Origin of the sequence: Pseudomonas sp. Leaf129 (assembly GCF_001423465.1) — a bacterium.
GTDB classification, from domain to species: domain Bacteria; phylum Pseudomonadota; class Gammaproteobacteria; order Pseudomonadales; family Pseudomonadaceae; genus Aquipseudomonas; species Aquipseudomonas coleopterorum.
The window spans coordinates 343,273-363,547 of record NZ_LMOC01000009.1 but is presented as its reverse complement, the minus strand read 5'-3'; the positions used below and the strand labels follow the sequence as shown (position 1 = coordinate 363,547).

At 61.4% G+C, this 20,275-nt stretch carries 19 protein-coding genes; 10 read left to right on the top strand and 9 right to left on the bottom strand.

Annotated features, from left to right (window positions below; all coding sequences use genetic code 11):
* The first annotated feature begins 12 nt into the window (after positions 1–12).
* On the top strand, positions 13–1,200 hold the full coding sequence (cfaB, locus tag ASF66_RS18040; RefSeq protein ID WP_056844828.1) for a C17 cyclopropane fatty acid synthase CfaB: 1,188 nt from the start codon (positions 13–15) through the stop codon (positions 1,198–1,200).
* 5 nt (positions 1,201–1,205) lie between these two features.
* On the opposite strand, the gene cls is transcribed toward cfaB, so the two are convergent.
* Positions 1,206–2,645 (bottom strand): cardiolipin synthase, encoded by a 1,440-nt coding sequence (cls, locus tag ASF66_RS18035; RefSeq protein WP_056844827.1) that lies wholly within the window; start codon positions 2,643–2,645, stop codon positions 1,206–1,208.
* Between the two features lie 148 nt (positions 2,646–2,793).
* On the opposite strand from cls, the gene ASF66_RS18030 reads away from it, so the two are divergent.
* Positions 2,794–3,321 (top strand): DUF3617 domain-containing protein, encoded by a 528-nt coding sequence (locus ASF66_RS18030; RefSeq protein ID WP_049860417.1) that lies wholly within the window; start codon positions 2,794–2,796, stop codon positions 3,319–3,321.
* Positions 3,322–3,470: 149 nt separating this feature from the next.
* Positions 3,471–4,682, top strand: a complete 1,212-nt coding sequence (gene zigA, locus ASF66_RS18025; protein WP_056844826.1) for a zinc metallochaperone GTPase ZigA — start codon at positions 3,471–3,473, stop codon at positions 4,680–4,682.
* Positions 4,683–4,692: 10 nt separating this feature from the next.
* Here zigA and ASF66_RS18020 read toward each other — a convergent pair whose 3' ends face one another.
* Positions 4,693–5,043, bottom strand: a complete 351-nt coding sequence (locus tag ASF66_RS18020; RefSeq protein ID WP_049860415.1) for a hypothetical protein — start codon at positions 5,041–5,043, stop codon at positions 4,693–4,695.
* Positions 5,044–5,069: 26 nt separating this feature from the next.
* Here ASF66_RS18020 and ASF66_RS18015 point away from each other — a divergent pair, with 26 nt between their 5' ends.
* Positions 5,070–6,035: a CobW family GTP-binding protein gene (locus tag ASF66_RS18015; protein WP_056844825.1), complete on the top strand. Its 966-nt coding sequence runs from the start codon at positions 5,070–5,072 to the stop codon at positions 6,033–6,035.
* 5 nt (positions 6,036–6,040) lie between these two features.
* On the opposite strand, the gene ASF66_RS18010 is transcribed toward ASF66_RS18015, so the two are convergent.
* Complete coding sequence (locus ASF66_RS18010) at positions 6,041–6,430, bottom strand: DUF3301 domain-containing protein (RefSeq protein WP_049860413.1); 390 nt, start codon at positions 6,428–6,430, stop codon at positions 6,041–6,043.
* Positions 6,431–6,547: 117 nt separating this feature from the next.
* On the opposite strand from ASF66_RS18010, the gene pdxY reads away from it, so the two are divergent.
* A complete protein-coding gene (pdxY, locus tag ASF66_RS18005; protein WP_056844824.1) occupies positions 6,548–7,414 on the top strand; it encodes a pyridoxal kinase PdxY in 867 nt (288 codons plus the stop codon).
* Here pdxY and ASF66_RS18000 read toward each other — a convergent pair.
* Entirely contained in the window at positions 7,411–7,896 is a 486-nt protein-coding gene (locus ASF66_RS18000; protein WP_049860411.1) for an acyl-CoA thioesterase, read from the bottom strand. The two genes, pdxY and ASF66_RS18000, sit on opposite strands and share 4 nt — an antisense overlap.
* 250 nt (positions 7,897–8,146) lie before the next feature.
* Here ASF66_RS18000 and ASF66_RS17995 point away from each other — a divergent pair, with 250 nt between their 5' ends.
* Positions 8,147–9,901 (top strand): cation:proton antiporter, encoded by a 1,755-nt coding sequence (locus ASF66_RS17995; RefSeq protein ID WP_056844823.1) that lies wholly within the window; start codon positions 8,147–8,149, stop codon positions 9,899–9,901.
* Between the two features lie 101 nt (positions 9,902–10,002).
* On the opposite strand, the gene ASF66_RS17990 is transcribed toward ASF66_RS17995, so the two are convergent.
* The 3 genes from ASF66_RS17990 to uvrD all read right to left on the bottom strand — a co-directional run bounded on the left by ASF66_RS17990 (position 10,003) and on the right by uvrD (position 13,753).
* A complete protein-coding gene (locus tag ASF66_RS17990) occupies positions 10,003–10,410 on the bottom strand; it encodes an SMI1/KNR4 family protein (protein WP_049860409.1) in 408 nt (135 codons plus the stop codon).
* 117 nt (positions 10,411–10,527) lie between these two features.
* Entirely contained in the window at positions 10,528–11,379 is an 852-nt protein-coding gene (locus tag ASF66_RS17985; protein ID WP_056844822.1) for a Tim44 domain-containing protein, read from the bottom strand.
* A gap of 190 nt (positions 11,380–11,569) precedes the next feature.
* Positions 11,570–13,753, bottom strand: a complete 2,184-nt coding sequence (gene uvrD / locus ASF66_RS17980) for a DNA helicase II (protein WP_056844821.1) — start codon at positions 13,751–13,753, stop codon at positions 11,570–11,572.
* Between the two features lie 237 nt (positions 13,754–13,990).
* On the opposite strand from uvrD, the gene hexR reads away from it, so the two are divergent.
* Both hexR and ASF66_RS17970 read left to right on the top strand, forming a co-directional pair.
* Entirely contained in the window at positions 13,991–14,866 is an 876-nt protein-coding gene (gene hexR, locus ASF66_RS17975; protein ID WP_049860406.1) for a transcriptional regulator HexR, read from the top strand.
* A 101-nt stretch (positions 14,867–14,967) separates the two neighbouring features.
* Entirely contained in the window at positions 14,968–15,183 is a 216-nt protein-coding gene (locus ASF66_RS17970; RefSeq protein WP_056844820.1) for a PA3496 family putative envelope integrity protein, read from the top strand.
* Here ASF66_RS17970 and ASF66_RS17965 read toward each other — a convergent pair.
* Complete coding sequence (locus tag ASF66_RS17965; protein WP_056844819.1) at positions 15,125–16,087, bottom strand: LysR family transcriptional regulator; 963 nt, start codon at positions 16,085–16,087, stop codon at positions 15,125–15,127. The two genes, ASF66_RS17970 and ASF66_RS17965, sit on opposite strands and share 59 nt — an antisense overlap.
* Before the next feature lie 188 nt (positions 16,088–16,275).
* On the opposite strand from ASF66_RS17965, the gene ASF66_RS17960 reads away from it, so the two are divergent.
* Complete coding sequence (locus ASF66_RS17960) at positions 16,276–17,691, top strand: acetyl-CoA carboxylase biotin carboxylase subunit (protein WP_043192108.1); 1,416 nt, start codon at positions 16,276–16,278, stop codon at positions 17,689–17,691.
* Between the two features lie 11 nt (positions 17,692–17,702).
* A complete protein-coding gene (gene oadA, locus ASF66_RS17955; protein WP_056844818.1) occupies positions 17,703–19,526 on the top strand; it encodes a sodium-extruding oxaloacetate decarboxylase subunit alpha in 1,824 nt (607 codons plus the stop codon).
* Between the two features lie 67 nt (positions 19,527–19,593).
* Here the strand turns inward: oadA and ASF66_RS17950 are convergent, their stop codons facing one another.
* On the bottom strand, positions 19,594–20,271 hold the full coding sequence (locus ASF66_RS17950) for a GNAT family N-acetyltransferase (protein ID WP_056844817.1): 678 nt from the start codon (positions 20,269–20,271) through the stop codon (positions 19,594–19,596).
* Between the last annotated feature and the right edge of the window lie 4 nt (positions 20,272–20,275).

Sequence of the window (20,275 nt, the reverse complement as noted above, 5' to 3'; positions counted from 1 at the left end):
GGGAGAACTTCCATGCTCGCGCACCTACCGCCTGTGTTGCAAAACCTGCAGCTTCCCTTACGGCTGCGTCTCTGGGATGGACACGAACTGGACCTGGGTCCTTCACCAAGCGTCACACTCGTGCTGAAAGAGCCGCAGGTCATCAGCCAGTTTTCCCACCCCAGCCTGGATCAGCTTGGTAGTGCCTTCATCGAAGGCAAGGTGGATGTGGAAGGCGAGATCGGTGACGTCATCCGCCTGTGCGATGAACTCAGCCAGGCGATTCTGCACGACGATGAGGGGCCCGTGCCCGTGCGCTCGGCACACGACAAAGACACCGATGAACGCTCGATCGCCTATCACTACGACTTGTCCAACGAGTTCTATCAGCTCTGGCTTGACCGCGACATGGCTTACTCCTGTGCTTACTTCCATACCGGTCAGGAGACCTTGGAACAGGCGCAACAGGACAAGTTCAGACACCTGTGCCGCAAATTGCGTCTGCGCCAGGGTGACTACCTGCTGGATGTCGGTTGTGGATGGGGTGGCCTGGCGCGATTCGCAGCGCGGGAGTTCGGTGCCAGGGTGCTCGGCATCACCCTGAGCAAGGAGCAGCTTAAGCTGGCTCGGGCGCGAGTAGTGGCCGAAGGCCTGCAACATCAGGTCGAACTACAGCTGCTTGATTATCGTGACCTGCCCCAAGACGGACGCTTCGACAAGATCGTCAGTGTGGGCATGTTCGAGCATGTTGGCCACGCCAACCTGGGGCTCTATTGCCAACGCCTTTGCGGCGCTGTTCGCGAGGGTGGCCTGGTGATGAACCACGGCATCACGGCCCGGCATACGGACGGCCGTCCGGTAGGCAGGGGCGCGGGGGAGTTCATCGGCAAGTACGTTTTCCCCCACGGCGAATTGCCTCATCTGTCCATGGTCGATGCGCAGGTCAGCGAAGCAGGACTTGAGGTCGTGGACGTCGAAAGCCTGCGGCTGCACTACGCGCGCACTTTGCAGCACTGGAGCGCGCGCCTGGAAAACCAGTTGGAGGCCGCCGCCGGCATGGTATCCGAACAGTCTCTGCGGATCTGGCGTCTGTACCTGGCCGGTTGCGCCTATGGGTTCAGTCGGGGCTGGATCAACATCCACCAGATCCTTGCCGTCAAACCCTACACCGACGGCCATACCGGACTGCCCTGGACCCGCGATGATATCTACAGCAGCTGAGCAGGCTAGAGGATGGGTGAGATCAGCCGCGCAACGCGCATGCCCAACTTTTGCAGGCGATGGGTTTCCTTGCTGTCGCGTACATCGATCTCGCGCGATTGGGCGAAGTCGTCCAGCAGCATCTGTTCGACTTCGCTGGTGAAGGCTTTATCCACGGTCAACAGCATGATTTCGAAGTTCAGGCGGAAGGAGCGGTTGTCCATGTTGGCGCTGCCGATCGCGGTGATTTCGTCATCGATCAGCACCACTTTCTGGTGCAGAAATCCAGGTTCATAGCGGAACATCCGGACACCCGCACGGACGGCCTCGAAGGCGAACAGGCTGGAGGCGGCATACACCACTTTGTGATCGGGACGAGAGGGCAGCAGGATCCTGACGTCCACACCGCGCAGCACGGCCAGCCTCAGAGCGGCAAACACCGCCTCATCGGGGATGAAATAGGGCGTCGTGATCCAGACCCGTTCGTTGGCGGCGTGAATCGACTCGACGAAAAACAGTGAGCAGGTTTCATAGGAATCCGCCGGACCGGTCGCCAGGACCTGGCACAGCACACCGTCCTCTTCGTACGCATCCGGCAGAATCAACGGTGGCAGCTCGCGTGCCGCCCAGAACCAGTCCTCCGCGAAAGACTCCTGCAGGCAGGCGATCACGGGACCACTGATGCTCACATGGGTATCGCGCCAAGGCGACAGCTTGGGGTTGCCTCCCAGGTATTCGTCACCCACGTTATGACCACCGATGAAGCCTTTGATACCGTCCACCACCACGATCTTGCGATGGTTGCGGAAATTCACCTGGAACCTGTTCAACCAGCCGCTCTGCGTGGCGAACGCCTTCACGTTCACTCCACCGTCACGCAAGCGCTCGACGTATTCACGGGGCAGGGCATGGCTTCCTACCTGGTCATACAGCACGTAGACCTGCACACCTTCGGAGGCTTTCTGCAACAACAGGCCTTGCAGCTGACGCCCGATATGGTCGTCATGGATGATGAAGAACTGCACCAGTACTGCTTGTTTGGCCTCGCGGATGGCTGCAAAGATGGCATCGAATGTGGCGTGGCCATTGACCAGCAGGCCGACCCGGTTGTTGGCCAGGCAGGGCATGCGACCAAGCTTGGGCATGGCTCTGAGCGATGCGTAGGACGTCGACTTTCGTGCAGCCAGCGCTTCCTCGATCCACGGCCGCCAATCCAGGTCGGCAATGGCCGTGTGCATTTCCTTGTTGGCATGCCGACGCGCCTCGATGTAGCCATCGAACGTGCTGCGCCCGAACACCAGATAGGGGATCAATGTGAGGTAGGGAATGAACATCAACGACAAGGCCCAGGCGATCGACCCTTGCGCGGTGCGTACGGTAAGCACGGCATGGACGGCCGCCCCGATGCCCAGTACGTGCAGCAGGCCAAATAGATACCCAAAAAAAATCGGACTGTGATAATCCATTGCACGGTGGCTCCTTGATGCGCTGTGGTAACAGACCACGTTCAGGAGCGGTTGTCGCGTTTTTATTGCCGCGCAACTCGGGTCCGGTTTCGGCGTCAAAAGCCGAGGCGCCCGCGCTTTTCCCAACGACCTTCAGGAGTGACATCAGATGAGATTCAAATGGCCGATGGCAGCATTGATAGTGAGCCTTTCGGCGACAGGTGCGCAGGCGCAGATGTTGCAGCCTGGTCTGTGGGAAATGACCACCAGCAATATGCAGGTCGATGGCAAGCCATTGCCGGACATGCAGGTCATGCTGGGCCAGCTGAAGATGCTCCCGCCCGAGCAAAGGGCGATGATGGAAGGCGTATTGGCCAACCAGGGCATTACATTGGGCGGTAATGGCATTCGATCGTGCCTGACCCCAGAACAGGTCAAGACCAACGACATACCGCTGCAGGACCCCAAGTCGGGTTGCACGCAGAAGATCACCGAGCGCAACGGCAATGTTTGGAAATTCCAATTCAGCTGTCCAAAGGCTCAAGGCGCGGGACAGGCGCAATTCCTGAGCGACCGGGAATTCCTGACTACGGTCAGCGGCACCTTCAATGCCTCCGGTACCGCACAGAAGGGCAGCATGAATACCCGTGCTGTATGGTTGGGTAACGACTGCGGTGCGGTAAAGCCTCGTACGTGAAACATCGAGCACGTGTTCCACGTGGAACACGTGTTTTTTTCCTCATGATCCCCTCTGTTCAGGTAACAACAAACCAAAGCTCTTTATGTTATGTTATAACAATAAACAAAACATATAGCCCGTTGTAACCGTTCCTGATGAGGTCCGTCATGCCCAACCGTTTACCCGTCACCGTGCTCTCAGGTTTTCTGGGAGCCGGAAAAAGCACCCTGCTCAATCACATCCTGCGTAACCGTGACGACTTGCGCGTCGCGGTGATCGTCAATGACATGAGCGAGATCAACATCGACGGCAGCGAAGTGCAGCGCGACGTCAGCCTCAACCGCGCCGAAGAAAAGCTGGTCGAAATGAGCAATGGCTGCATCTGCTGCACGCTGCGCGAGGACCTGCTTCAGGAAGTGGCAAAACTGGCCGCCGACGGGCGTTTCGATTACCTGTTGATCGAATCCACCGGCATCTCCGAACCGCTACCGGTGGCGGAAACTTTCACCTTTCGCGATGAGCAAGGTCAGAGCCTGGCAGATCTGGCGCGGCTCGATACCATGGTCACCGTCGTCGATGGGGTCAATTTCCTGCTCGACTACCAGGCAGCTGAAAGTCTGGCGAGCCGAGGCGAGACGTTGGGTGAGGAAGACGAGCGGGCGATCACCGAGCTGTTGATCGAGCAGGTGGAGTTCGCCGATGTGATCCTGATCAGCAAGATCGATCTCATCAGCCAGGCCGAACGCACCGAACTGACCGCGGTGCTGCAAAAGCTCAACCCGGTCGCACAGGTGCTGCCGATGGTCATGGGTCAGGTACCTCTGGCGCGCATCCTGGACACCGGGCTGTTCGATTTCGAGCGCGCGGCGCAGGCGCCAGGTTGGCTGAAGGAACTGCAGGGCGAACACGTGCCTGAAACCGACGCGTATGGCATCGCCTCGACGGCCTATCGCGCCCGACGCCCGTTTCATCCACAGCGCTTCCATGCCTTCATCGACCAACCCTGGACCAACGGCAAGTTGCTGCGCTCCAAGGGCTTTTTCTGGTTGGCCAGCAAGCCCCAGGAAGCCGGGAGCTGGTCACAGGCGGGAGGACTGATGCGCTATGGTTTTGCCGGGCGCTGGTGGCGCTTCGTGCCTGAAGCGCAATGGCCGCAGGATGCTGAAAGCATCGCTGCCATTCAGCTCAACTGGAACGCCGACACCGGCGACTGCCGCCAGGAACTGGTGTTCATTGGCCAGAACATCGACTTCGCTGCTTTGAGTCGAGACTTGGACAGTTGCCTGCTCGACGACGATGAGCTGGCCTTGGGCGCACGCGCCTGGACTCATTGGCCGGATCCCTTCGGTGACTGGCACGAGCAGACACCGGTCGTGTAGCTTCGGCTGATCAGGGGGTCTCCCAGTGGCCCCCACTGTTCTGTTCGCAGAATGGCTTGAGGTACGCGGCATCGCTGGCCACACCGTAGTAGTGGATGTCCTGTTCATAGGGCATGCGCTCCACGCGCGCGCCGCGACACACACCGTAGGCGCCCTGCGGGCATTGCTCCAGGTGTTGCACCTCGACCTTCTGGCCCGGCAGATTCGGCTGGCAGAATCCATCATGAAACAGCTTCGGCGGTATAGTGCGATTCTGCTGGCACACTTCCACGCTCACCCGTTCGGCCTGACTGTGCACCACGCAGGCCTCGGCCCATACCTGAGTGCTGGCCAGCAGGCCCAGCAAAACCCACACACGCATCGTTCAACCTCCATAGACATCCGACCATGCTGCAGAACATTCCCACCCATGTCATCGCAGGCCCCTTGGGCGCCGGCAAGACCAGCCTGATTCGTCATCTGCTGACGTGCAAGCCAGCGAACGAACGCTGGGCCGTCTTGATCAACGAATTCGGTCTGGTGGGCATAGACGCCGCGTTGTTGGCTACAGCCGACGATGGTATCGCAATCGGTGAAATCGCCGGAGGGTGCCTGTGCTGCGTGAATGGTGCGCCGTTTCAGATCGGTCTTGCCCGCTTGCTGCGCAGTACCCATCCGGATCGATTGTTCATCGAACCGTCGGGCCTGGGCCATCCGTTGCAGATCCTTGCACAACTGGGTGAAGCGCCTTGGCGCGGGGTCCTGGCCGTGCAACCGCTGGTGATGGTGCTTGATGCTCTGGCACTCAGGGCGGGGAATGCGCTGCCTGCGGTACAGCTGGAAGCCGCGCGCACTGCGGGATTGCTGATCATGAACAAAGCATCCGATATTCATGAGCTGTGTATAAGTAAAAATTTACCCACAGCTCAAATGCTATGGCGGGACGTCGATGAAATCCGCTTCGATCAACTGCCGATTGTGGATAAGCCTGTCGCGCTTTTTGTGGACAAGCCGATAGACAGCCCCAATGCGCTGGGTGATCTATGGGTGGATAAGTCTCGTGTCCGATGCCAAGTGCAGGATCACCCTGATGGCTGGAGCATCGGCTGGCGTTTGCACCCACAGGTTCAGCTCGATCTGCAGACCTTGGGGCGTTGGCTGGTGAATGAAAGTTGGCATCGCGCCAAGCTGGTTATCCACAGCACGCAGGGGTGGCGATCGAGTAATTTGCTGGCAGGACAAACCGCCCAATGGAGACCGAGTGAGTGGCGTCGGGATTCACGGGTGGAGCTGATATTCGACACATCCCAGGACGCAACGCGCTTGCAGCAAGGGTTGTTGCGAGCACAGGTGCCGGATCCGTCACAGGACTGACACCCTCAGGGGCGCCAGCGCTTGTGTTCCTGGCGCCACTGGCTCATTTCGATGACCTCGGCACTGGTCGGCGTCTTCACTTCGAACGGGTAGGGTGCCAGCTCGATCTGCACCGCGTGCGGCCCGAACTGCGTGGCGATGCCTGCATGGCGCTGCTCGCCGGTGACGGTGAACTCGAAGTTGTACACTCGCGCCAGGCGCTTGCGGCCGTTGGCATCGGCCAGCCAGGCAAAGCGCTTGAAGGCGACGTTGTCGTCGAGCAGTTCCAGATCGAGCTTGCCGCAATGCTGCTTGACCCGCTCCAACGCCTTCTCGCGCAGGCCATGGTTGTGCCACAACCAGGCCGCACCTGCGGCCAGTAACATCAGGATGAACATATTGCCAAGGGTCAACATCAACGTGCGCTCCAACCGGTTGCTCGCAGCTTAACTGTGTCTCCGGTCTGTCGTACAGGCTGCATTTCGCGCGATACTGCGCGCCATGAAGTCCTGTCACCGGTCCGGAATCCTTGCATGAAACGTACACCACACCTGCTCGCCATCCAGTCCCACGTCGTGTTCGGCCACGCCGGCAACAGCGCGGCGGTTTTCCCGATGCAGCGGGTGGGTGTCAAGGTCTGGCCATTGAATACGGTGCAGTTTTCCAATCACACACAGTATGGTCAGTGGACGGGAGAAGTGTTGGCGCCGCAACACATTCCCGCACTGGTCGAAGGGATTGCGACGATTGGCGAGTTGGGCAACTGCGATGCGGTGCTCAGCGGCTACCTGGGCAGCGCTGCGCAGGGGCGGGCAATCCTGGGCGTGGTACGGCGGGTCAAGGCAGCCAATCCCAAGGCCCTGTACCTGTGCGACCCGGTGATGGGGCATGCGGAGAAAGGCTGCGTGGTGCCGGCCGAGGTCAGCGCCTTTCTGCTCGATGAAGCCGTGGCGGCAGCCGACGTGCTGTGTCCCAACCAATTGGAGCTCGACAGCTTCAGTGGCCGCAAGGCCGACTCCCTGCAGGATTGCGTGGCCATGGCGCGCGCCTTGCTGGCCCGGGGCCCGAAAGCGGTGCTGGTAAAACATCTGGCCTACCCCGGCAAATCACCCGAAGACTTCGAGATGCTGCTGGTCACCGCCACAGGCAGCTGGCACCTGCGGCGTCCGCTGCTGGCGTTTCCGCGTCAGCCGGTCGGCGTGGGTGATCTGACCAGTGGCTTGTTTCTGGCCAGGCTACTGCTGGGCGATGATTGGCTGGCCGCTTTCGAGTTCACGGCCGCGGCAGTGCACGAAGTGCTGCTGGAGACCCAGGCGTGCGCCAGCTACGAACTGGAGTTGGTGCGCGCCCAGGATCGGATCGTGCATCCGCGCCTGCGTTTCGAAGCCGTGGCGCTTTAAATCGGTTCTTCCTTGAGATCGCGGTAGCGCTTTTCCAGCTCCTGGCGGATCTGCCGGCGCTGCTGCGCCTGGATGAAGCGCCGCGTGCCCTCGGCATCCTGTGGCTTCAAAGGCGGTACGTGGGCGGGCTTGCGCTGGTCGTCCACCGCCACCATGGTGAAGAAGCAGCTGTTGGTGTGGCGCACCGAACGCTCGCGGATGTTCTCGGTGACCACCTTGATCCCCACTTCCATCGACGTGTTGCCGGTGTAGTTGACCGATGCCAGGAAGGTCACCAGTTCGCCCACGTGCACCGGCTCGCGGAAAATCACCTGATCCACCGACAAGGTCACCACATACCGGCCGGCATAGCGGCTGGCGCAGGCGTAGGCCACTTCGTCGAGGTATTTGAGCAGCGTTCCTCCATGCACATTGCCGGAAAAATTGGCCATGTCAGGGGTCATCAGCACCGTCATCGACAGCTGGGCGTTTCCAGGTTCCATAGTGAACTCACGGTTGGTTGGCAGAAGTACAGGGGCATCACCTATTCTGGCGTTGGCCACTTACGACGGGTCTCGTCCACAGGCGGACGCTGAACGAGGCTATTCCGTCACGTCTATCGTGCCATTACGTAGGGCATAGCGGCGATCTGTTTCCGCATATTGCACCGACGTTTGCCTGCAATGGGCAGTGTTAACCTGCCTCTTGAAACAATTGGTACCGTAATTCTGAATAGCAAAGGAGGCTATCACCGTGCATGCCATCAGTTTCATCCAGGACCTGGCAGTGATCATGCTGGTGGCCGGCGTGGTGACCATTCTGTTTCACCGGTTGCGGCAACCGGTGGTGCTCGGCTACATCGTCGCGGGTTTCATCATTGGCCCGCACACCCCGCCTTTCGGCTTGATCCATGACGAAGACACCATCAAGACCCTTGCCGAACTGGGGGTGATCTTCCTGATGTTCAGCCTCGGGCTCGAATTCAGCCTGCGCAAGTTGTTCAAGGTCGGCGCCACGGCCTTCATCGCCGCGTTCCTGGAAATCGTGCTGATGATCTGGATCGGCTACGAGATCGGCCGCTGGTTCGATTGGGGCACCATGGATTCGCTGTTCCTGGGTGCGATCCTGGCCATCTCCTCGACCACCATCATCGTCAAGGCGCTCAACGACCTGAAGATGAAGAACGAGCGGTTTGCGCAACTGATCTTTGGTGTGCTGATCGTCGAGGATATTCTGGGTATCGGTATCATTGCCCTGCTGTCAGGTATCGCCGTCAGCGGTGCGGTGAGTTCCGGTGAGGTGTTCTCCACGGTCGGCAAGCTCTCGCTGTTCATGGTGATCGCGTTGGTCGTGGGGATCCTGGTGGTGCCGCGTCTGCTGGCCTACGTGGCCACCTTCGAAAGCAACGAGATGCTGCTGGTGACCGTGCTGGGCCTGTGCTTCGGCTTCTGCCTGCTGGTGGTCAAGCTTGAATACAGCATGGTACTGGGCGCCTTCCTGATCGGGGCGATCATGGCCGAATCTCGGCAACTGCTGAAAATCGAGCGGCTGATCGAACCCATCCGCGACATGTTCAGCGCGATCTTCTTCGTCGCCATCGGCCTGATGCTCGACCCTGCCATCCTGCTCGCCTACGCCTGGCCGATCGCGGTCATCACCGTGGCGGTGGTGCTGGGCAAGATCGTCTCCTGCGGGATGGGGGCATTCATCGCCGGCAACGATGGCAAGACGTCCCTGCGAGTGGGGATGGGGCTGTCCCAGATCGGCGAGTTCTCGTTCATCATCGCAGCGCTGGGCATGACCCTGCAGGTCACCAGCGACTTCCTCTATCCCGTTGCCGTGGCGGTGTCGGTGCTGACGACCTTGTCCACGCCGTACCTGATCCGGGCGGCAGACCCGCTTTCCCATCGTCTGGGCGCTTTGGTGCCGCAGCGGATGGCGCGGGTGCTGGGAATGTACGGGGAATGGCTGCGCAGCATTCAGCCGCGCGGGCAGAGCGCGATGCTGGCGTCGATGATCCGCAAGATTCTCCTGCAGGTAGGGGTCAACCTGGCGCTGGTGATCGGTATCTTCTTTGCCGGGGCCTATTTCGCCGAGCGGATCGGTGGCTACCTGACCACATGGGTGGCCGAGCCCGGTGGGCAGAAAGCTTTGATCTGGGGCGCAGCTTTGCTGCTGTCGTTGCCGTTCCTGATCGCCGCCTATCGCAAGCTCAAGGCGCTGTCGATGCTCCTGGCGGAAATGGGCGTGAAACCGGAAATGGCGGGCAGGCACACCCAGCGGGTTCGACGCATCATTGCCGAAGTCATTCCGCTATTGTCGCTGCTGATGATTTTCGTGCTGCTGGCCGCGCTGTCGGCGAGCATCCTGCCGACCCTGGAATTGCTGCTGCTGATTGCCGTGGTGGCAGCCGCAGTGGTGGCCGTGTTGTGGCGCTGGTTCATTCGCGTGCATACGCGGATGCAGGTGGCTTTGCTGGAGACCCTGGACAACAACGTCGAGCATTGAAGTTGGGTAGGCAGGTTTGGCCTCTTCGCGGGTAGAACCCGCTCCCACAGCGTTGGCGGTGCGCCATCGAGCTGTGAAAAGGCCAGACCTGCCAATATCAATCAGCTTTCCAGCCAGACGTCCCGCGCCCAATGCCAGACCGATTCCCAGCTTTCCTCGGTCACCAGCTCTTCTTCGCCCGACCACAACACGACGGTGCCGTCTTCTTCGACACAGTAGTAATCGTCGCCATCCTGACAAATCGGAATCAGCTCGCGCGGGACGCCGAGGTCCCATGCCGTCGCCGCAACGTCCGGCAGGTAGGTGTGCGATTGCGGATCGGTCACGGTAACCGGCTCCAGGCTGCCGTACACCACGTCGCTGACGGTGAGCAGATATTCCTTGAAGACGAACGGAATGTTGATGAACAACTGCTCTTCGATCTCGACCAGCAGGTCTTCGTCTGGCAGTTCCAGGGGAACCGGCACCGGTTCGTTGGCTTCTCGGAGCTGCTCGATCACTTCTTCCACGATGTTTTCCTCTGACCAGAATACGCGCTGCGGTTTATACCTTAGCTGGAAATGGATGCAACGTTCAAAATGCAAAAGCCCCGACCAGGGCCGGGGCTTTGCAAAGCGTGACGCGTATCAGTTCTGGCGGATACCGGCCACCAGCCAAGGCTGGTTCTCGCCCTGGGCGCGTTCCATGTTCCAGCTTTCGCTGAAGGGTTCGCCCTTGTCGAAGCGCGAAGTCTTCGATACACCAACGAATGTCAGGGTAGCGATAGTCTTCTCGGCACGATCATCCACGCCTTCCAGCTGTACATGCAGGTCGTCGATGTAGGTGGACTGGAAGCCATCACCCAGCTCGGCGCGTTCCTGCTTCAGCGATTGCAGCATCTGCGGGGTAACGAACTCGGCGATCTTGTCCATCTCGTTCGCGTCCCAGTGCTGCTGCAACGACTGGAAGTGGTTGCGTGCGGCGTTCAGGAAGTTCTCTTCGTTGAACCAGGCCGGCGCGTTGATCACCGGACGGGCTGCGGAGGCACTACTTGCACCACCGAAGATCGAAGGCTGGGCAGGGGCCTGGTTGACGGTTTCACGCTGGTAAGGTGCACCGGCGCCAGCCATTTGCGGGCCTTGCTGCTTGCGACGGCGAGCGGCGATGAAGCGGAAGATCAGGAAGGCGATGACTGCCATGATCAGGAAGTCGAAGATCTGCATGCCCTGGAAGCCGTCGCCCATGAACATGGAGGCCAGCAGGCCACCGGCGGCGAGGCCGGCCAGAGGGCCCAACCAGCGCGAAGCACCGCTCGCGGCAGGGGCGGCACGGCCCGGTACGGCGGCTGTGGCACCTGGGGTTGCAGGCGCGGCCTGGCGCGTCTGGTGAGTCGGGGCTGCGCCCATGCTCTTGCCGCCGCCGAAGCGTTTGGCACTGGCATCCAGGCTCATGGTCAGGCCAATGCAAAGGGCCAGAGCCATGCTGAGAAATCGTTGCATAGGTTCATTCCGTTAGGTGGATTGCACGCGAGTCATGTTGCACAGGTGTGCTGTACATAGCTAGTGACAACATGTTTCGAGCTTTTGCGTAATTGCGAAAAGCGGCGTAGGAAATTTCACTGCCTGTGGAAGATGCAGTGTCGGCCTTTTGCGGCCGCCGAGCACCGCGAAAAGGCCGAGAAGCCAACCGTTACACCGCCTCCAGTTTCGCGTACCCCAGCATCAGCCACTTGCTGCCTTCGGCGAAGTTGACCTGCACCCGCGCCTGGGCGCCGGAGCCTTCGAAGTTGAGGATCACACCCTCGCCGAAAACCGAATGCTGTACCCGCTGGCCGAGATTGAACTGGGTTTCCGGGATGGCGGCGGCGCCGAACAGGCTGCTCGAGTTCTGCGCCTGACCGCCGCCGAAAGGGCGGCTCACGCTGTTGGACAGGCGCACTTCCTGAATCAGCCCGGCGGGCACTTCACGCACGAAGCGCGAGACCTTGTTGTACGTCTCGCTACCATACAGACGGCGTGTTTCGGCGTAGGTCATCACCAGGTGCTGCATGGCCCGGGTGATGCCGACATAGGCCAGGCGGCGTTCTTCTTCGAGGCGACCAGGCTCTTCCAGGCTCATCTTGTGCGGGAACAGGCCCTCTTCCATGCCCACCAGGAACACGTAGGGAAACTCCAGGCCCTTGGCACTGTGCAGGGTCATCAACTGAACGCTGTCTTCGTGCTCCTCGGCCTGGGTGTCGCCGGCTTCGAGGGACGCATGGCCAAGAAATGCGGCCAGGGGCGTGAGGTCGGCGTCTTCTTCGCTGTTTTCGAAGTTGCGTGCGGCGCTGACCAGTTCCTCGAGGTTTTCCACCCGTGCCTGGCCTTTTTCACCCTTTTCTTCCTGGTGATAGACGATCAGGCCGGACTGCTCGATGACGGTCTGGGTCATCAGGTGCAGCGGCATCTGCATGACCTTGGCGGCCAGGTTCTCGATCAGCTCCATGAACGCGCCCAGGGCGTTGGCGGCGCGACCGGTCAGGCCCTTGTTGGCCACCAGTTGCCGCCCGGCTTCCCACATCGACAGTTCGGCGTGACGTGCATGCTGGCGGATGGCTTCGACGGTCTTCTCGCCCAGGCCACGGGGCGGGACGTTGATCACGCGCTCCAGGGCTGCGTCGTTACCGCGCCCTTCGAGCAGGCGCAGGTAGGCCATGGCGTTCTTGATTTCGGCGCGTTCGAAGAAACGCTGGCCGCCGTAGATGCGGTAGGGGATGCGCTCGCGCAGCAGCGCCTCTTCCAGCACCCGCGATTGGGCATTGGAGCGGTACAGAATGGCGACGTCGCTGCGCGCCAGGCCGGTCTTGAGGGCGCTCTCGATGGTTTCGACTACGTAGCGTGCCTCGTCGTGTTCATTGAACGCGGCATACAGGCTCAGCGGCTCGCCATCGTCGCCGTCGGTCCACAGTTCTTTGCCCAGTCGCCCGCTGTTGTTGGCGATCAGCGCGTTGGCGGCCTTGAGGATACCGGCCGTGGAACGGTAGTTCTGCTCCAGGCGAATCAGCTGGGAGTCCGGGAAGTCGGCGGAATACTGGTGGATGTTCTCGATCTTGGCACCGCGCCAGCCGTAGATCGACTGATCGTCGTCGCCCACCACCATCAGGCTGTCGCCACCTTGTGCCAGTAGCCGCAGCCAGGCGTACTGCACGGCGTTGGTGTCCTGGAATTCGTCGACCAGCACATGGCGGAAACGACGCTGGTAGTGCGCCAGCAGGCTGGGGTTGTCGCGCCACAGGTCGAGGGCGCGCAGCAGCAGTTCGGAGAAGTCGATCACGCCGGCCCGCGCGCAGGCCGCCTCGTACGCTTCGTAGACCGAGCGCATGGTCGCCAGGAACAGATCGCCGCCAGGCTGGATGTGCTGCGGGCGCAGGCCCTCGTCCTTCTGCCCATTGATGAACCACTGCGCCTGGCGCGCCGGCCATTTCTGCTCGTCCAGGCCCAGCTCGCGCATGACCCGCTTGACCAGGCGTTGCTGGTCGTCGCTGTCGAGAATCTGGAAATTCTGGTTCAGGTTGGCTTCCTGCCAGTGCGCGCGCAGCAGGCGGTGGGCCAGGCCGTGGAAGGTGCCTACCCACATGCCGGCCGGGTTGATACCCATCAGTTGCTCGATGCGCTGGCGCATCTCGGCAGCGGCCTTGTTGGTGAACGTCACCGACAGGATGGAGTGGGGCGAGGCGTTTTCGACCTGGATCAACCAGGCGATACGGTGCACCAGCACTCGGGTTTTACCGGAACCAGCACCGGCCAGGACCAACTGACGGCCGACGGAGGCGGCTACGGCCTGGCGTTGGGCATCGTTGAGGGAATTCAGCAGAAGGGAGAGGTCATCGCGCATTCCGGCATTTTAGGGTGCGCGATGGAGTTGGGGCAAACAAGAGTTGTCGGTTGTGAGACAAATCCTGCGAGTGTCGGACATAAGGTGCAGATTCGACGTGTGCGCCGAGCAATGTCCGGCCGTTTTTGCCTGCGCGGCGGGTGCTGAGACGTTTAACTGGGCGATCACCGAGGCCTGTAGTATAACTACAGGCCAGCTACATCCTGGCCCCTCGACTCCTCTAGCGGAAGCTGTCCCTTGAACCTGCTGCAACACATCGACCAGTCTCGCCACCTGCTGCGCAAATCCGAACTCAAGGTTGCCGAGCATGTGCTGCTGGACCCTGCGGCGGTGATGCACAGCTCCATGGCCGATCTGGCGCACAGCGTGGGCATCAGCGAGCCGACCATCGTGCGCTTCTGCCGCGCGATCGGCTGCACCGGCTTCCAGGACCTCAAGCTCAAGCTGGCGCAGAGTCTGGCGGCGGGGGCGAGCTTCGGCCAGTTCGCTATTCACGAAGACGACTCGGTGGCCGACTACAGCCTGAAGATCTTCGACACCACCCTGCATACCTTGATGGAAGTGCGCGAGAAGCTCGACCCCGAGGCCTTGCAGCGGGCGATCAGCGCCATGGTCACGGCGCAGCGGGTCGAGTTCTATGGTTTCGGCGCCTCTGGCGCAGTGGCGGCCGATGCCCAGCACAAGTTCTTCCGCCTGCTGCTCACGGCGGCGGCCTATTCGGACCCGCACATGCAGGCCATGTCGGCGGTGACCCTCAAGCCGACCGACGTGGCCGTGTGCATCTCGCAATCGGGGCGCTCCAAGGACCTGCTGATCACTGCCAACCTGGTGCGCGAAAGTGGCGCCACGTTGATCTCCCTGTGTCCGGGGCAGACGCCGCTGGCGGAGCTGGCGACGGTCAACCTGGCGGTCGATGTTCATGAAGACACCGAAATCTATACGCCCTTGGCCTCGCGTATCGCCCACCTGGTGGTGATCGACGTGCTGGCCATGGGCGTGGCGATGGCCCGCGGTCCGGACCTGGTCAATCACTTGAAGAGCGTCAAGCGCAGTCTGCGCAGCCTGCGCCTGTCGCCCAAGTCGTTGAAGGCCCACGAGGCCCACGAGGACTGAGCGAGGCGTGATCGGTTTAACCCGATGTTCACCGCCCCGTCGCTAAACCTTCATACACCCACGCCACCCTGTACTCCCGAACTCGAACTGGGAGACAGGCAATGGCTCGTTACGTCGATGGCTCGCAAGCGCAAGGCAACAGTGCCGCCCGCACCAAACGTCAGCAGGAAGATCAGCGCCGCATGGAGTTTCGCCGCGCGATCGAAAGCTATGCCGAGCAGCGTCGCCTGCTTCAGGAAATTGGCGACGACGCCCAGCTCAGTGTCTGGCAGACGGTGTCGGCGGATGTCCGGCAAAGCGCTCGACCAGCGTCGTGATCTGCGTCCGTTCGGCACGGATGAACGCGGCGAAGGCCAGCGCCACCGGCGACTGACGCCGCGCCTTGGCCTGCACCACGCACCAGCTGCGCTGCAACGGCAGTTCCGTCACAGGCAACTCGCGCAGCGTGCCTGTGGATAACTCCCGGGCCACGGCGTGGCGCGTCAGCAGCGCCAGCCCCAGACCTGCGATCACGCATTCGCGCTGGGCTTCGGCAGACGCCACTTCCAGGGTCTGCGTGAAGTGCACGCGTTTCTCCTTGAAGTATTCCTCGCAGGCCCGGCGCGTGCCCGAACCTTGTTCGCGTACCAGCAACGTATAGGCTTGTAGGTCCTGCAGGCTCAGCTGTTCGAACTGGCACAGCGGATGCTCGGGCGGGGCGACGGCGACGATCGGATTGTTGAGGAAAGGCATGAAGTCCAGGCCCATGTCCTGCGGCACCATCGACATGATGGTCACGTCGTCGCGGTTGTCGCTCAGGCGGCGGATCACCTGGGCGCGGTTGACCACCGTGAGCTGCAGGTTGACCTCCGGATGCAGGGTGCGGAAGGCGGCGAACAGATGGGGGGTGAAGTACTTGGCACTGGATTCAACTGCCAGCTTGAGCTGCCCCTGCAATGAGCCCTGCATGTCGGAGAGCTGCATGTCGAGGTTTTCCAGGCGGCCGAAGATGTCACGGCTGGCCGCCTGCAGCGCCTGGGCTGCTTCGGTCAGGTAGAGCTTCTTGCCCACGTAATCGAACAGCGGCTGGCCGACCAGCTCTTCCAATTGGCGAATCTGCAGGCTCACCGCTGGCTGGGTGAGTGACATTTCCTCGGCCGCACGGCTGTACGAGCGCAGATCGCAGACCTCGTTGAACACCTGAAGCTGACGCAATGTCAGGCGCATCAGTGACTTACGCATGTCCCGTTCCCATGTTCGAGCGATGATCAGCCAACTATAAGCTTTAGCTAATATGTAACCTAACAAAGATTGATTTTTATTAATCCTCGTACCGCGCTAGCTTGCAGAGGCGACCAGGAAACAACTGGTTACCCAAAGGGTCGGCCACGCACCGACCCGAATGGATTCATCGGTCGAGGAAATTCCAAGTGATAAAAAAGATCCTGATCGCCAACCGAGGTGAGATTGCCGTACGCATCGTACGAGCCTGCGCCGAAATGGGCATTCGTTCGGTCGCGATCTATTCCGAAGCCGATCGTCACGCGCTGCACGTCAAGCGCGCAGACGAAGCCCACAGCATCGGCGCCGAGCCCCTGGCCGGCTATTTGAACCCCCGCAAGCTGGTGAACCTGGCGGTTGAAACCGGCTGCGATGCCTTGCACCCGGGCTATGGTTTTCTCTCCGAGAATGCCGAGTTGGCCGATATCTGCGCCGAGCGCGGGGTGAAGTTCATCGGGCCGTCGGCCGAGGTCATCCGCCGCATGGGCGACAAGACCGAAGCCCGGCGCAGCATGATCAAGGCGGGCGTACCCGTCACGCCCGGCACCGAGGGCAACGTCGCCGACATCCACGAGGCGTTGGCCGAGGGTGAGCGCATTGGCTACCCGGTCATGCTCAAGGCTACCTCGGGCGGCGGTGGGCGAGGCATTCGCCGTTGCAACAGCCGCGAGGAACTGGAGCAGGCCTTTCCACGGGTGATTTCCGAAGCGACCAAGGCCTTCGGCTCGGCCGAGGTGTTCCTGGAAAAGTGCATCGTCAACCCCAAGCACATCGAGGCGCAGATCCTGGGTGACCGCTTCGGCAATGTGGTGCACCTGTTCGAACGCGACTGTTCGATCCAGCGACGCAACCAGAAGCTCATCGAGATCGCCCCCAGCCCGCAACTGACCCCCGAGCAGCGCGCCTACATCGGCGACCTGTCGGTGCGCGCGGCCAAGGCGGTCGGCTACGAGAACGCCGGTACCGTGGAGTTCCTGCTCGCCGAGGGCGAGGTGTATTTCATGGAGATGAATACCCGGGTGCAGGTGGAGCACACCATCACCGAGGAAATCACCGGTATCGACATCGTCCGCGAGCAGATCCGCATTGCTTCGGGCCTTGCGCTGTCGGTGAAGCAGGAAGACATCGTGCACCGCGGCTTTGCCCTGCAGTTCCGCATCAATGCCGAGGATCCGAAGAACAACTTCCTGCCCAGCTTCGGCAAGATCACCCGCTACTACGCCCCCGGCGGGCCGGGCGTGCGCACCGACACGGCGATCTACACCGGCTACACCATTCCGCCGTTCTACGATTCCATGTGCCTCAAACTGGTGGTCTGGGCCCTGACCTGGGAGGAAGCCATGGACCGCGGTCTGCGGGCGCTCGATGACATGCGCCTGCAAGGCATCAAGACCACGGCGGCCTACTATCAGGAAATCCTGCGCAACCCCGAGTTTCGCAGCGGCCAGTTCAATACCAGCTTCGTCGACAGCCATCCGGAGCTGACCCAGTACTCGATCAAGCGCAAACCCGAAGAGCTGGCCCTGGCCATCGCTGCCGCCATCGCCGCCCACGCCGGCCTGTGAGGAACACAACAATGTCCAATACTCCTGTTTCCAAGCGCATATTCGTGACCGACACCATCCTGCGCGACGCCCATCAGTCGTTGCTGGCGACCCGCATGCGCACCGAAGACATGCTGCCCATCTGCGACAAGCTCGACCGGGTCGGCTACTGGTCGCTGGAAGTGTGGGGCGGCGCCACCTTCGATGCCTGTGTGCGCTTCCTCAAGGAAGACCCGTGGGAACGCCTGCGCAAACTGCGCCAGGCGCTGCCCAACACCCGCCTACAGATGCTCCTGCGCGGGCAGAACCTGCTTGGCTACCGGCACTACAGCGACGATGTGGTCCGCGCCTTCGTGGCCAAGGCGGCCGACAACGGTATCGATGTGTTCCGCATCTTCGATGCAATGAACGACGTGCGTAACCTGCGTGTGGCGATCGAGGCGGTGAAGGCGGCTGGCAAGCACGCCCAGGGCACCATCGCCTACACCACCAGCCCGGTGCATACCGTCGCCGCCTTCGTGGCTCAGGCCAAGCAGATGGAAGCCATGGGTTGCGACTCGGTGGCGATCAAGGACATGGCGGGCCTGTTGACGCCCTATGCCACCGGCGAGCTGGTCAGGGCCCTGAAGGCTGAGCAGTCGCTGCCGGTGTTCATCCACAGCCACGACACGGCCGGCCTGGCCGCGATGTGTCAGCTCAAGGCGGTGGAAAATGGCGCCGATCATATCGACACGGCTATCTCCAGCTTTGCCTGGGGCACCAGTCATCCGGGCACCGAGTCCATGGTCGCCGCGCTCAAGGGCAGCGAATTCGACACCGGCCTGAGCCTGGAACTGCTGCAGGAGATCGGCCTGTATTTCTATGCCGTGCGCAAGAAATACCACCAGTTCGAGAGCGAATTCACGGCGGTCGATACCCGCGTGCAGGTCAACCAGGTGCCCGGCGGCATGATTTCCAACCTGGCCAACCAGCTGAAAGAGCAGGGCGCGCTGAACCGTATGAACGAGGTGCTGGCCGAGATTCCCAAGGTGCGTGAAGACCTGGGCTTCCCGCCGCTGGTCACGCCTACCTCGCAGATCGTCGGTACCCAGGCGTTTTTCAACGTGTTGGCCGGCGAGCGCTACAAGACCATCACCAACGAAGTGAAGCTGTACCTGCAAGGCGGTTATGGCCAGGCGCCGGGCAAGGTCAACGAACAACTGCGACGCCAGGCGATCGGCAGCGAGGAGGTCATCGACGTACGTCCCGCCGACCTGCTCAAGCCGGAGATGGACAAGCTGCGCAAGGACATCGGCGAGCTGGCCCAGTCGGAGGAGGATGTACTGACGTTTGCGATGTTCCCCGACATCGGGCGCAAGTTCCTCGAAGAGCGTGCCGCCGGCACGCTGGTGCCCGAGGTGTTGCTGCCGATCCCCGAGGCAGGTGCCCAGGTTGCGCGCAGCGGTGAAGGGGTCCCGACCGAGTTCGTCATCGATGTGCACGGCGAAAGCTATCGGGTCGACATCACCGGCGTCGGGGTCAAGGCCGAAGGCAAGCGGCATTTCTACCTGTCCATCGACGGCATGCCTGAAGAGGTCGTGTTCGAACCCCTGAACGAGTTCGTCGGCGGTGGTATCGGCAAGCGCAAGCAGGCCAGCGAACCGGGCCATGTCAGCACTGCGATGCCCGGCAACATCGTCGACGTGCTGGTCAAGCAGGGCGATGCGGTCAAGGCCGGGCAGGCGGTGTTGATCACCGAGGCGATGAAGATGGAGACCGAGGTTCAGGCCGGTGTGGCCGGCAAGGTCGTGGCCATCCATGTGGCCAAAGGCGACCGCGTGAACCCCGGCGAGATATTGATCGAGATCGAGGGCTGATCTCCGGCTGCAAGGTTTTCCTCTGGGGGCCGGGTGGCCCCCTTTTTTTCAGTTATCCACAGGCGCTTTACGCACTTGCGCGAAACTGCTCCAGCGCCTTTACTTGCCCTGACGCCGGCTGGTTGTCCGCTGCCAGCCACTCCTCGAACGCGTCCTCGATCGCGGGCCATTCGCTGTCGGTGATGGAGAAGTACGCCGTGTCACGGTTGCGACCCTTGACCATCATGTGCTGACGGAACACGCCCTCCAGTGTGAAACCGACCCGTTCGGCTGCGCGGCGCGAGCGTTTGTTGGCGTTGTCGCACTTCCATTCGACCCGGCGATAGCCCTGGCTGAAGGCCAGCTTGAGCGCCAGGTAGATGGCTTCGGTGCCCTTGGGCGTGCGCTGCATGGAGGCGGCGAAGGCCACATGGCCGACTTCCAGGCGCCCGTGCGCCGGTACGATCGACATCAGGCTGAGGATGCCCTCGGCCTTGCCGGTGTGCTGGTCGACCACACAGAAGCCGAGGGGGTCATTGCTGATCGCATAGCCATCGAGCCAGATGTAGAACAGTTCCAGGTCGTTGAACGGGCCGTAGGGCAGGTAGTCCCACAGCTGCGCGTCGGACTGCGGCCCTTGCAGGGCTTCCCAGAGGTCTTCGCCATGGCGCTTGGGGTCGAGTTTCTCCAGGCGGATGTAGCGGCCATTCATGATGGTCGCCACGGGTGCCTTGACAGGCTTCCAGTCGATTGCGGAGGTAGGCATGGCA